The 12,892-nt window shown below is 64.4% G+C and carries 11 protein-coding genes; 5 read left to right on the forward strand and 6 right to left on the reverse strand.

Going from position 1 to position 12,892, the window contains the following annotated elements; translation table 11 throughout:
- Positions 1-50 precede the first annotated feature (50 nt).
- Positions 51-2,624, reverse strand: a complete 2,574-nt coding sequence (mutS, locus tag L6D89_RS00810; protein WP_236198467.1) for a DNA mismatch repair protein MutS — start codon at positions 2,622-2,624, stop codon at positions 51-53.
- An 82-nt stretch (positions 2,625-2,706) separates the two neighbouring features.
- Between mutS and L6D89_RS00815 the strand changes: the two genes are divergently transcribed.
- The 3 genes from L6D89_RS00815 to recX all read left to right on the forward strand — a co-directional run bounded on the left by L6D89_RS00815 (position 2,707) and on the right by recX (position 4,830).
- Entirely contained in the window at positions 2,707-3,219 is a 513-nt protein-coding gene (locus L6D89_RS00815; RefSeq protein WP_236198468.1) for a CinA family protein, read from the forward strand.
- A gap of 85 nt (positions 3,220-3,304) precedes the next feature.
- Positions 3,305-4,360: a recombinase RecA gene (gene recA / locus L6D89_RS00820; protein WP_236173070.1), complete on the forward strand. Its 1,056-nt coding sequence runs from the start codon at positions 3,305-3,307 to the stop codon at positions 4,358-4,360.
- 5 nt (positions 4,361-4,365) lie between these two features.
- Positions 4,366-4,830 (forward strand): recombination regulator RecX, encoded by a 465-nt coding sequence (gene recX / locus L6D89_RS00825; RefSeq protein WP_236198469.1) that lies wholly within the window; start codon positions 4,366-4,368, stop codon positions 4,828-4,830.
- A gap of 51 nt (positions 4,831-4,881) precedes the next feature.
- Here recX and L6D89_RS00830 read toward each other — a convergent pair whose 3' ends face one another.
- Entirely contained in the window at positions 4,882-5,955 is a 1,074-nt protein-coding gene (locus L6D89_RS00830) for an LOG family protein (protein ID WP_236198470.1), read from the reverse strand.
- Between the two features lie 167 nt (positions 5,956-6,122).
- A complete protein-coding gene (locus tag L6D89_RS00835; RefSeq protein WP_236198471.1) occupies positions 6,123-7,544 on the reverse strand; it encodes an MBL fold metallo-hydrolase RNA specificity domain-containing protein in 1,422 nt (473 codons plus the stop codon).
- 125 nt (positions 7,545-7,669) lie between these two features.
- Between L6D89_RS00835 and L6D89_RS00840 the strand changes: the two genes are divergently transcribed.
- Entirely contained in the window at positions 7,670-10,075 is a 2,406-nt protein-coding gene (locus tag L6D89_RS00840) for a phosphoketolase family protein (RefSeq protein ID WP_236198472.1), read from the forward strand.
- A gap of 40 nt (positions 10,076-10,115) precedes the next feature.
- Here the strand turns inward: L6D89_RS00840 and L6D89_RS00845 are convergent, their stop codons facing one another.
- Both L6D89_RS00845 and L6D89_RS00850 read right to left on the reverse strand, forming a co-directional pair.
- On the reverse strand, positions 10,116-10,331 hold the full coding sequence (locus L6D89_RS00845) for a DUF3820 family protein (RefSeq protein ID WP_045210039.1): 216 nt from the start codon (positions 10,329-10,331) through the stop codon (positions 10,116-10,118).
- A 9-nt stretch (positions 10,332-10,340) separates the two neighbouring features.
- Positions 10,341-10,748 carry a quorum-sensing-regulated virulence factor family protein gene (locus tag L6D89_RS00850; protein ID WP_236173065.1) on the reverse strand — a complete coding sequence of 136 codons (408 nt, stop codon included), beginning with the start codon at positions 10,746-10,748 and terminating at the stop codon, positions 10,341-10,343.
- Between the two features lie 302 nt (positions 10,749-11,050).
- Here L6D89_RS00850 and L6D89_RS00855 point away from each other — a divergent pair, with 302 nt between their 5' ends.
- Positions 11,051-11,767 carry a tRNA-uridine aminocarboxypropyltransferase gene (locus L6D89_RS00855; protein WP_236198473.1) on the forward strand — a complete coding sequence of 239 codons (717 nt, stop codon included), beginning with the start codon at positions 11,051-11,053 and terminating at the stop codon, positions 11,765-11,767.
- 184 nt (positions 11,768-11,951) lie between these two features.
- On the opposite strand, the gene L6D89_RS00860 is transcribed toward L6D89_RS00855, so the two are convergent.
- The gene (locus L6D89_RS00860) at positions 11,952-12,836 is read right to left on the reverse strand and encodes a DMT family transporter (protein WP_236173062.1); all 885 of its coding nucleotides are present in this window, start codon (positions 12,834-12,836) and stop codon (positions 11,952-11,954) included.
- Between the last annotated feature and the right edge of the window lie 56 nt (positions 12,837-12,892).

Genomic DNA, 12,892 nt, shown 5'->3' on the forward strand with positions numbered 1-12,892 from the left:
CAGGCGGGCGGCTAAGCGCGCGCGATTCTAGCAGCTTGTCCCGCGGTCCGTCAGACCCGCATCTTCCATGCATATAACAATTCGAGAGCTTGACGTGGTGTCAGGTCATCGGGGCTGACACGCATCAGCTCTTCGACGATCGGATGCGGCAGGCTGGCGAACAGGTCACTTTGCAGTGGTGCCGGGCTTTTCGGGTCGGTGGTGCGCGGTGCTTCGTGGGGCAGGCTGGTGGTTTCCAGGCGTGACAGATGCTCGCGGGCGCGCTGAATTACCGCACCCGGTACGCCCGCCAGTTGCGCCACTGCCAGGCCGTAACTCTGGCTGGCCGGGCCGGGCAGGACGTGGTGCAGGAAGACGATGCGCTCGTTGTGCTCGGTGGCGTTCAGGTGCACGTTTGCTACAGCCGGTTCGCTTTCCGGCAGCACGGTCAGCTCGAAATAGTGGGTGGCGAACAGGGTAAAGGCACGCAGCTTCGCCAGATGTTCGGCGGCGGACCAGGCCAGCGACAGTCCGTCGAAAGTGCTGGTGCCACGGCCCACTTCGTCCATCAGCACCAGGCTGCGGTCGCTGGCGTTGTGCAGAATGTTCGCGGTTTCACTCATTTCCACCATGAAGGTGGAGCGGCCGCCGGCAAGGTCGTCGGAGGAGCCGATGCGGGTGAAGATGCGGTCCACCAAGGACAGCTCACAGCGTGCGGCCGGGACGAAACTGCCGATATGTGCCAGCAGCACGATAAGCGCTGTTTGCCGCATATAGGTCGATTTACCGCCCATATTCGGACCAGTAATCACCAACATACGGGTGTCTTCGTCGAGATTCAGGTCGTTGGCGACGAACGGCGTGTCCAGTACCTGCTCGACCACCGGATGGCGGCCCTGCTCGATGAGAATGCCGGACTCTTCGACGAAGCGGGGGCGGTTCAGGTCGAGATTCAGTGCACGTTCGGCGAGGTTGGTCAGCACGTCCAGTTCGGCCAGTGCGGCAGCTGTGTCCTGCAGCGGCGCCAGTTGGCCGATCAGCAGTTCCAGCAGTTCTTCGTAGAGTTGCTTCTCACGGGCGAGGGCGCGGCTCTGGGCCGACAGCGCCTTGTCCTCGAAAGCCTTCAGCTCCGGCGTGATGAAGCGCTCAGCGCCCTTCAGGGTCTGGCGGCGGATGTAGTCAGCGGGAGCCTGTTCGGCCTGCACACGGGGCAGTTCGATGTAGTAACCGTGGATGCGGTTGTAGCCAACCTTCAGGTTCGGCAGGCCAGTACGAGCCTTTTCGCGGGTTTCCAGGTCCATCAGGTACTGGCCGGCGTTCTCGCTGAGCATCTGCAGCTCGTCCAGCTCGGCGTCGTAGCCGCGGGCGATGACGCCGCCGTCGCGGATCACCGCTGGCGGGTTCTCGATCACGGCCCGGGCCAGCAGGTCGGCCAGCTCCGGGTAGGTGCGGATGCTGCTGGCCAGTTCGCCCAGGTGCGGGGCTTCCAGTTCAAGCATGCCGTTCTGCAGTTGCGGCAGCGCGGCAAGGGCGTCGCGCAGTCGGGCGAGATCACGCGGGCGGGCGTTGCGCAGGCCGATTCGGGCGAGAATCCGCTCGACATCGCCGATTTCCTTCAGCTGTGGCTGGAGGGTCTCGAAGCGATAACGCTCCAGCAGACAGGCGATAGAGTCCTGGCGGGCTTCGAGGACGGCACGGTCGCGCAATGGGCGATTCAGCCAGCGGGTCAGCAGGCGGCTGCCCATGGCGGTCTGGCAGCGATCGACTACCGATTGCAGGGTATTGTCGCGGCCGCCGGCAAGGTTGGTATCCAGCTCCAGGTTGCGGCGGCTGGCGCCATCGAGGATCACGGTGTCGTCGATGCGTTCATGACGCAGGCTGCGCAGGTGCGGCAGGGCGGTACGCTGGGTTTCCTTGGCGTAGGCCAGCAGGCAGCCTGCGGCACCGATGGCCAGGGTCAGTTCCTGGCAGCCGAAGCCCTTGAGGTCCTGCACGCCGAATTGCTGGCACAGGCTCTTTTTCGCCGAGTCGCGATCGAAGTCCCAGGGCGCGCGGCGATGCGAGCCACGGCGTTTCTCTGCTGGCAGGCCCTGGGGCCAGTCGTCGGGGATCAGCAGCTCGGCGGGATTCAGGCGCTCCAGTTCGGCCAGCAGGGTTTCCCAGCCTTTTATTTCCTGGACGTTGAAACGGCCGCTGGTGATGTCCAGCACGGCCAGGCCGAACAGGCGCTCATCGCCCAGCACGGCGGCAATCAGGTTGTCGCGGCGCTCGTCGAGCAGCGCTTCGTCACTGACTGTACCGGGAGTCAGGATGCGTACGACCTGGCGCTCCACTGGCCCCTTGCTGGTGGCCGGATCACCGATCTGTTCGCAGATCACTACCGATTCGCCGAGCTTGACCAGCTTGGCCAGGTAGCCCTCTGCAGAATGGAACGGAATGCCGGCCATGGGAATGGAGTTGCCGGCAGACTGCCCGCGTGCAGTCAGGGTGATGTCCAGCAGCTTGGCGGCCTTCTTGGCGTCCTCGTAGAACAGCTCGTAGAAGTCGCCCATGCGGTAGAACATCAACTGATCTGGATGCTGGTTCTTCAGCCTCCAGTACTGCTGCATCATTGGTGTGTGGGCGGAGAGGTCGCTCTGACTCATGGCTTCTGGCTGTCCGGCTTCAACATGCAAAAGCGCCTAGTGTACGGTATCCACCTCGCCTTCTTTAACCCCGGAGCGCACTGTGCCCCTTACCGATTCCTCGATTACCGAACTCTCCGCCCGCCTGGGTGCGCGACTTGCCGCGACGCAGCTGCGCGTTACCACTGCGGAATCTTGCACCGGTGGCGGGATTGCAGAGGCGATCACGCGGATATCCGGCAGCTCCACCTGGTTCGAGGCAGGCTATGTCACTTACTCGAATAACCAGAAGACCCGCCAGCTGGATGTGCCGGCGGAACTATTCGCCAAAGTCGGTGCAGTGAGTCGGGAGGTCGTCGAGGCCATGGTTGCCGGCGCCTTGCCTCGCAGTGGGGCGGATATTGCCGTAGCCGTCAGCGGTATTGCCGGACCGGATGGCGGTTCTGCCGAGAAGCCGGTGGGCACCGTCTGGCTGGCCTGGAGGAAAGGAGAACAGGTGTTCAGCGAACGGCGTCTGTATGCCGGTGATCGGGAAGCTGTACGCCGGCAGACCGTGGCAACCGCTCTGGAAGGGCTGTTGCGACTGGCGGATGGGGAAAATCCGCTTCAGGGGTAGGCGAGCGGCTTGCCCTGTGGAATAATACTGGCTACTTATACAGTTGTTCGTGGCCGCCCGGCCGCCTGACTTCGCGAGGACTTCAATGGACGACAACAAGAAGCGCGCCCTGGCCGCGGCCCTGGGACAGATCGAACGCCAATTCGGCAAAGGCGCGGTCATGCGCATGGGCGACCATGAGCGCCAGGCTATCCCCGCCATCTCCACCGGCTCGCTGGGTCTGGATATCGCGCTGGGTATCGGCGGTCTGCCGCGTGGCCGTATCGTTGAAATCTACGGCCCGGAATCCTCGGGTAAGACCACCCTGACCCTGTCGGTCATCGCCCAGGCGCAGAAAATCGGTGCCACCTGTGCCTTCGTCGACGCCGAACACGCCCTGGACCCGGACTATGCCGGCAAGCTGGGTGTCAACGTTGACGATCTGCTGGTTTCCCAGCCGGACACCGGCGAACAGGCCCTGGAAATCACCGATATGCTGGTGCGCTCCAATGCCGTTGACGTGATCATCGTCGACTCCGTGGCGGCCCTGGTACCCAAGGCCGAAATCGAAGGTGAAATGGGCGATCAGCACGTCGGCCTGCAGGCCCGCCTGATGTCCCAGGCGCTGCGCAAGATCACCGGCAACATCAAGAACGCCAACTGCCTGGTCATCTTCATCAACCAGATCCGCATGAAGATCGGCGTGATGTTCGGCAACCCGGAAACCACTACCGGTGGTAACGCGCTGAAGTTCTACTCCTCCGTCCGCCTGGATATCCGCCGTACCGGCGCGGTGAAGGAAGGCGACGAGGTGGTCGGTAGCGAAACCCGCGTCAAGGTCGTGAAGAACAAGGTCGCTCCGCCGTTCCGTCAGGCCGAGTTCCAGATCATGTACGGCCGCGGCATCTACCGCACCGGCGAGATCATCGACCTGGGTGTACAGCTGGGCCTGATCGAGAAGTCCGGTGCCTGGTACAGCTATCAGGGCAGCAAGATCGGTCAGGGCAAGGCCAACGCCGCCAAGTTCCTGGAAGACAATACCGAGATCTGCAACACCCTCGACAAGGCCATTCGCGAGCAACTGCTGACCAACCAGACGCCGCCGACCAAGGCCGAGCTCGCTGCGGCGGAAGCCGAAGCAGAAGCTGAAGCCGATCTCTGATCGCGATGGCCGTTGAGCTCGATAACCCCGTCGCCGTGCGACGGGTGGCCATGGACCTGCTGGCAAGACGCGAGCATGGCCGGGCAGAGCTCTCGCGCAAGCTGCGGCAACGCGGCGCCACGCAGGATCTGATCGACCCCGCCCTCGACTGTCTGGCCGAGGAGGGGCTGCTCAATGAAAGCCGCTATCTGGAGAGCTATATCGCCAGCCGTGCGCGGGCCGGTTACGGTCCGATGCGGATTCGCGAAGAGCTGTCGCAGCGCGGTTTGCCGCGCGGCGAGATCGACGCTGCACTGAGTGAGTCGGGCGTCGACTGGAACGAAAACCTGCGTGAGGTCTGGCGCCGCAAATTTGCCCGACTGCCACAGGACGCTCGCGAGAGGGCCCAGCAGGGGCGGTTTCTGAGCTATCGAGGCTACTCGATGGAGGCCATCAGCCGGCTGCTGAGTGGTCGACGATCCGATGATTGAAACGAACAAGGCACCCAATCGGGTGCCTTGTTCGTTTTCCGGGCCGGGAAATCAGCGCTCCCAGTTTTCCGGCTGGTTGATGAAGTTCAGCAGCTCCCGCAAACGCCCCTGAGCGCGGCCATTGAAGGCGAAGGCCAGGCGGGTGAGATGGGCGAATTCCGGCTCGTCCAGTTCCGACTCACTGTAGGGCTGCTGGTGAAATCCGCCGCTCACGCACAGATTGCCGAACTCGCGCTCCAGCAACTGCAAGGCACGGACGCTCAGCGGGTGGTTCAGGCGGATCACGAAGCGATCCTTGAGCCAGCGGCTGGAGTGGAAGTTGCTGTAGAACTGGGCGATTTCCTCGGCGGCTTCCTCGGCGCTGTGCACCAGCGTCATCAGGCTCATGTCGCTGGGCAGGATGTAACCGTTGTCTTCGAGTTGTTCCTTGATGAACTCCAGGGCGTGGTCCCAGTAATGCCCGCCCGGCTGGTCGAGAAGGACCACCGGCACCAGCGGACTCTTGCCGGTCTGGATGAGGGTCAGCACTTCCAGCGCTTCATCCAGCGTGCCGAAGCCACCGGGGCAGAGCACCAGGGCATCGGCTTCCTTGACGAAGAACAGCTTGCGCAGGAAGAAGAAGTGGAATGACAGCAGATTGCTGGTTCCGTCCACGGTGCGGTTGGCGTGCTGCTCGAAGGGCAGGGTGATGTTGAAACCGAGGCTGTTTTCCAACCCGGCACCCTCGTGAGCCGCGGCCATGATGCCGCCACCGGCACCGGTGATGACCATCAGATCGTAGCGCGCCAGGGTTTCGCCCAGCTCGCGGGCCAGGGCATAGATGGGATGGTTGGCTGGCGTGCGGGCCGAGCCGAATACGGTGACTTTGCGGCGACGTTTGAACTGCTCCAGGGTGCTGAAGGCGTGCTCCATCTCGCGCAGGGTCTGCAGCATGATCTTGGCGTCCCAGCGGTTGCGGTCGGCCTGGGCCATGCGAGCGACAGTGGTGAGCATTTCGCGGTACAGCGGCAGGTTCTGGCTGTTGCCAGGTGCAGCCAGTTCGGCCAGTTCCTCGATCTTTTGTGCGAGGTCAGTGCCGCTGGTCTGGAAGTGTCTGGAGAGGTAGTCGTCGGGCTCATAGGGCATGTTGATACTCCTTGTTCATCAACCCCTGATCGCCTGTCCATGGGCGGCGCTGGCCACGTAAGGTGGCTCTGGCAGAGGTGCATTGGCGCTTCGCCGCACGCACAGGGTTCAGCAGCAGGGCCGCCCAGTCTGGCACACGGGGTGTGACAGTCGGTGGGCCATCGATGTCAGATGGCGATCCGGTCTCCGGGCTCCGGAATATTGGCCGTCCAGTTCAGGCGATCCTGGAGTGCACCCTTGAGTACATCCATCTTTTCTCGCTCGCCATGTATCAGGTATAGCTCGGGTTTGTGCTCGAAGTGGCCAACCCACTGAATTAATTGTGATTGTCCCGCGTGCGCAGAGAATCTGCCGAGGGTGTGTATCTGTGCTTTCACGCTGATGCGCTGGCGCAGGATACGTACGCTTTCGGCGCCATCGACGATGGCGCGGCCCAGTGTGCCCTTGGCCTGGAAGCCGGGGAAGACGATGTGGCATTCCTTGCGCCAGAGGTTGTGCTTGAGGTGGTGGACGATGCGTCCGCCAGTGCACATGCCGCTGCCGGCGATGATGATGGCTCCACTCTTGATGCGGTTCAGCGCCATCGATTCATCGGCGCTCTGGGTCGTGTGCAGGATCGGCAGCCAATCGCCGACTTTGGCGGTGCCGGTGCCGCGCATGTATTCACGGTCGACGTCGGCGATCTCGCCGATGTGTTGCAGGTAGATGTTGTTGGCCCGGGCCGCCATCGGGCTGTCGAGGTAGACGACCTGCTGCGGCAGGCGGCCTTCCTGGTAGAAGCGCCCGAGGTAGTAGATCAGGTCCTGGGTACGGCCTACGGCGAAGGACGGGATCAACACGTTGCCGCCCTCGTTCTGCGCGCGCTGCAGGATGCCGGCGAGTTCCAGCAGGGTTTCGTTGGCGTCACGGTGATCGCGGTCGCCGTAGGTGGACTCGAGCAGGACCACATCGGCGCGAGCGAGCGGCGTCGGCGTGCGCATCAGCGGCGAACAGGTGCTGCCCAGGTCGCCCGAGAAAACCAGGCGGCGGGTCGAGCCGAATTCATGGATCTCCAGTTCGACGATGGCCGAGCCGAGGATGTGTCCGGCGTTGTGGAAGGTCACGCGAATACCGCGTGCGACATCCACCGTACTGCCGTAGCTGACGCGGCGGCGCTGGTTCAATGCACGGGAAGCATCTTCGATGGTGTACAGCGGCTTGACGGGCGGCTTGCCCAGGCGCGAGCGCCACTTGTTCTCCCACTCGGCGTCCTTTTCCTGGAGGTGCGCCGAGTCCATCAGCATCAGCTCCAGCAGGTCGCAGCAGGATTCGGTGGCGTAGATCGGCCCCTTGTAGCCTTCCTTCGCCAGGCGTGGCAGCAGGCCGCTGTGGTCCAGATGGGCGTGGGAGAGAACGACCGCGTCGAGCTCCTTCGGGTCGAAGGGGAACGGCGTGCGGTTGCTCGCCTCGTTGTCGCGGGTGCCCTTGTTGCCGCTGCGCCCCTGGCGCATCCCGCATTCGAGCAGCACGCGGACGCCGTCGCGGGTCTCCAGGAGGTAGCAGGAGCCGGTGACTTCCTGGATCGCGCCGATGAAGGTGAGAAGCGCCATGTCATCTCCTTGTCGGAATTCTCTTTCAGCCTTGCCCGAATGGTCGGGGCGGTCGTTGATACATGTCAGCGCCCGTCCGATCTGTGGCGACCTAGACTTTCTGCCATAGCCAAGGGAGAGCCGATATGTCACAGATCCTGCCAAGCCCCGAGGAGCTTGCCGCCCATGCGGCAGCCGAGCCCGAATATGCCGGCTGGCTGCGCGGCCGTGGTCCGCTTCAGCATAGCGTGCAGACCCAGGCGGCGGTCTTTCGTGTTGCTCATCAATTGGTCCAGTACGGCCTGCAGCCGGACCTGGCCAGTGTCTACCGGCTGTTTGGCGCGCTGGATCGGCTGACCTGCGCCGGCCTCTGGCTGGTGGCCCACATGACCTACGCCAGACGTGTGCGCCTCGATGGCGCGCCCTTGCAGGCCGAGGACTTCAAGTCCCAGCCGGAAGGGCATACCGGCGGTGCGCTGAACATGGTGCCAGCCTATGCCGGCTACCTCGCCCTGAATGCCCTGAGCGGCAAGACCCGCGGTTGGCTGATGGGGCAGGGGCATTGTGTGGCGGCGATCGATGCGCTCAATGTGCTGACCGGCAATCTGCATCCGGAGCAGGCCGCTGCCTACGGAAACGGCGAGGCCGGGCTGGACCGGCTGGTGCAGGATTTCTACAGCTACGCCCAGGCGCCTGAAGGCAAGGTTGCCGCGCCACTGGGCAGCCATGTCAATCCGCACACTGCCGGCGGTATCGCCGAAGGCGGTTATCTCGGTTTCGCCGAACTGATGTATGCACACATGCCATTGCCGGGCGAAACCCTGGTGGCCTTCCTCTCCGACGGCGCCGCCGAGGAACAGCGTGGCAGTGACTGGATTCCCCGCTGGTGGCGTGCCGAGGATTGCGGCACGGCGTTGCCAGTGATGATCGCCAATGGCCGGCGCATCGAGCAGCGCACCGAGTTGGGCACCCACGAAGGGCTGGAGGGCTTCAAGCTGCACCTGCGGCGCTGCGGCTTCGACCCGGTGAGCTTCGACGGTCGCGATCCGGCGGCCTTCGTCTGCGCCCTGTGGGAAATGGAAGAGCGCCTGCAACACCGCGTCGATGAGAAGGAGCGCGGCATCCTGCGTTATCCGCTGCCGATTCCCTACGGCATAGCCGAGACCACCAAGGGTTATGGCTTCTACGGCGCCGGCAGTAACGCTGCTCACAACCTGCCGTTGCCCGGTAACCCCAGCAACGACGCCGAGGCGCGCGAGTTGTTCAACCAGCATGCGGCGCCGCTGTGGGTCGAACCGGAAGAGCTCGCCGAAGCCTGCGGTCTGTTCGCCGCTTCGCGCAGCGGCCGGGTGCTGGAGCGGGACAACCCGCTGGCCGTGCGGCGGCCCATCGAACCTTCGATTCCACCGTTGCATTACCGTAATGACGAGTGCTCGCCCATGGCGGCGCTGGATCGCTTCTATGTCGACCTCTGCAACGCCAACCCGGACCTGCGCGCCCGCGTCGGCAACCCGGACGAGCTGGCGAGCAACCGCCTGGGCGGAGTACTGAAGGCGCTGCGGCACCGGGTGAGCGAGCCGGAAAGCGAACTGGAGGCGGTGGATGGCCGGATCATCACCGCGCTCAACGAGGAGGCGGTGGTCTCCGCCTGCCTGGCCAACCAGGGCGGACTGAACCTGGTGGCCAGCTACGAGGCCTTCTGCGTGAAAATGCTCGGGGCGGTGCGCCAGACGCTGATCTTCGCCCGCCAGCAAAAGGAAGCCGGGCGCCCGGCGGGATGGCTCGGCTGGCCGCTGGTGGCGACCTCGCACACCTGGGAGAACGGCAAGAACCAGCAGTCGCACCAGGACACCACATTCTGCGAAGCGCTGCTGGGCGAGATGAGCGACATGGTGCGGGTGGTCTTCCCGGCTGACCACAACAGCCATCTCGCCCTGCTGCCGGATATCTACCGCAGCCGTGGGCAACTGGCTTGCATCGTCGCGCCCAAGCGCGAGCGGCCAGCGGTATTCACCCAGGCCCAGGCTGAGCAGTTGGCGCGTGATGGTGCGATCCTGATGGACGAACACCCAGGCGCCGAGCCGCTGCTGCTGATCGCCAATGGCAGCTACCAGTTGGCCGAGATGCGTCGCGCCGCGTTGCGTCTGGAAGAAGCCGGCTATCCATACCGACTGGTCTATCTACAGGAGCCTGGCCGCTTCCGCGCGCCGCGCGATAACTGGGAGCTGCAGGCGCTGGCGGACGAGTCCATCGCCATGCGGCTGTTCCCTGATCATTATGAGCGCCGCGTGCTGCTCACCCACATGCGCCCGGAAGTGGCGCGTGGGCACCTCTGGCCGATTCTGCCGGATGCACTGAAGACGGCAGTCCTGGGATATCGCAACCAGGGCGGGACGCTGGACGAGGCTGGCATGCTGTTCGCCAACCGCTGCAGTTGGGCGCATGTGCTGGCGGCCTGCGCGCGGCTGCTGGATGTGCCCCGTAGCGCCCTGCTGACGCCGGACGAAGCGGCGGCAGTGGCCGGCAAGGAAAACCCCGCAGTGCTGCGTTGATCGACGCTGGCGCAACCGCCTCAGGGCGGTTGCACGGGCCTCAGCGCTTGAGCGCCTTGATCAGGTCGTCGAGGCCGTCGATCTTCAGTTCCAGGGTCAGTTGCATCAGACGGCCCAGTTCGCCGGCCGGGAACTGGCCCTTCTTGTGGAACCACAGCAGGTACTCGTCCGGCAGGTCCACCAGCATGCGTCCCTGGTACTTGCCGAAGGGCATCGGCGTGCGCGCGATCTTCAGCAGCATTTCCTTGTCGAGCATCGGCGCGGCTTATTTCTTCAGCTTGATCTTGCAGCTGCCGGCGTCGAAGCGCTCGGTGGCGACCGGAGCGTTGGTCTTGTACTCGGTGAAGCTGTAAGTGAGGATCGCGCCCTCGGCCAGCAGTTGGCGGTAGGCGGTGTTGCTGCAGACGCTGTCGCCCAGTTGGCTGCGTACGCTGTCGGGATTCTCGCGCATGCGCTCGGCATGGCTGGCGCGCACGCTCAGGTGGTTGATCAGCTGCGGACCGTCGACGGTGTAGCCCTGGTCGAGGATGTCTTCGTTGATGGCGCGCGGGGTGCCTTCGCTGCTTTCCTTGGCGACCTTTTCCAGGGTCTGGGTCAGTTCGAAGTCCTTCTTCGACGCGGCGTGCGCGACGGGAAGAACGAGGCAGAGGGCGAGGGCGGTGAGGCGCAGCATGGGCATCTCCTGACAATGGTGCCGATTCGACCGTGGCGAGCCTTCCGGGTTCGCTGGTCATTACAGCCGCCTATTGTCCCCGAAAATGGCTCTCCTGCCGAGATTCCATTGCCGCAGGCCGCTGCCCGGCTTGCCGGGCGGCCAACCTCGTCAATGGATGGCGCAAAGGTTTCGAAGCTTTTATCGCCACTCGAGCGCGCGCAGGGAGGCAGATTGTGGCTCTGGTACAATCGGCGGTCCGCAACCGCCGTCCCAATCGAGCCTTCGATGTACCGTCCGACTTTCCATTTTCCGGTGGCCCGATGAGCCACGCCGTCGCCCGCCTGCGCGATGCACGCCTGGCGCGCTGCCTCAAGCCGTTCTTCGCCCGTGGTTCACGTTCGCCGCGCTGCCCTGGTTGCCGTCTGCGGCCGAACTACTGCATGTGCAGCCTGCGCCCGCAGGTCGAGTCAAACTCGGCGATGTGCCTGGTGATGTTCGATACCGAGCCGCTCAAGCCCAGCAATACGGGTTGGCTGATTGCCGAAACCGTGCCCGAGACCTGGGCCTTCGGCTGGTCGCGGATCGAGGTCGACCCGGCGCTGCTGGCGCTGCTCGACGATCCGCAGTGGCAGCCCTATGTGGTGTTCCCCGGTGAATTCGTCCAGCCAGAGCGCGTAGTCACCACGGTGGCGCCGCAGGGCGGCAAGCGCCCGCTGTTCATCCTGCTCGACGCCACCTGGAACGAGGCGCGCAAGATGTTCCGCAAGAGCCCCTATCTGGACCGCTTCCCGGTGCTGAGCATCACTCCCGATGCCCTGTCACGCTATCGCCTGCGCCGTTCCAAGTTCGACGAGCATCTGTGCACCGCCGAAGTCGCGGCGCTGTGCCTGGGGTTGGCCGGCGACCGCCGCGCCGGCGATGCGCTGGATGCCTATCTGGACGTGTTCAGCGAGCGCTACCTGGGTTCCAAGCGCCAGCAGCCGCTGGACGAGCAGAGCCCGGCGCACCAGGCGTTGAGGCCGTTTACCGAGCGCTGAATTCACTGACACGCTTTTCCAGGGTTACTCCGGCAATGGGGCGATCGTAGGAGCGGACTTCGTCCGCGATAGGGTGGGGCTGGCGCCAACTGGTCGGTCGGAGCGGGGTTGAGTCGATCGCGGACAGAGTCCGCTCCTACGACAGTCGACACGTACGTGCTTCGTGTGTAGAAGCGGGGGCGCTTCAGACCGCCTTCACCTCGGCCTTCTTCGGCCACAACTGCGCCACCAGCATGCCCGCCAGCATCAGCGCGCAGCCGAAGTAACCGCGCAGATGCAGCGTCTCGTCGAGGAACAGTGCGCCAGCGATGGCGGCGAATACCGCTTCCAGCGAGAGGATGATCGCCGCGTGGGAGGCGATGGCGTGCTTCTGCGCGATGACCTGCAGGGTGAAGCCGGTGGCGACGCCGAACAGGCCGCCGTAGATCAGCGCGGGAGCCGCCTGGACGATGGCATCGAGGTGGATTTCCTCGAACACCAGCGCCAGGATCATGCTCACCACCGCGCAGGTAACGAACTGCAGGAAGGCCAGGCGGATCGGGTCGTAGCGGCTGGCGAACAGGCCCACCAGCAGCACGTGGCCGCCCCAGACGAAGGCGCCGGTCAGTTGCAGCCAGTCACCTGAGGCGACGTGGAAGCCCGGGCCGATGCTCAGCATCGCCATGCCGGTCACGGCCAGCGCCGCGCCCAGCCAGGTGCCCATGCCGGCGCGATGGCCGATCAGCAGGCCGAGCAGCGGCACGATGATCACGTACAGGCCGGTGATGAACCCGGAGTTGGTCACGCTGGTGAACATCAGGCCGACCTGTTGCAGGTTGATCCCCACGGTCAGCGCGGTACCGATGGCCAGCCCTGCGAGGAGCATGCCGCGGTTGAACGGCTGGGCACCGCGCTTGCTCGACCAGGCCAGCAGCGGCAGCAGCGCCACGGCGCCGAGGGTAAAGCGCAGGCCGGTATAGAGGAACGGGCCGATGGCATCCATCCCGAGGCGTTGCGCGACGAAGGACACCCCCCAGATCATCGCGGTGAACAGCATCAGGAAATCGGCGCGCAGCGCATGGCTTTTCATCTTGTTCTCGTAACGGGCAGGAAAAAAAGCGGAACTCTGCCGTAACGCCGGGCCTT

Source organism: Pseudomonas pseudonitroreducens (genome assembly GCF_021603645.1).
GTDB lineage: Bacteria > Pseudomonadota > Gammaproteobacteria > Pseudomonadales > Pseudomonadaceae > Pseudomonas > Pseudomonas pseudonitroreducens.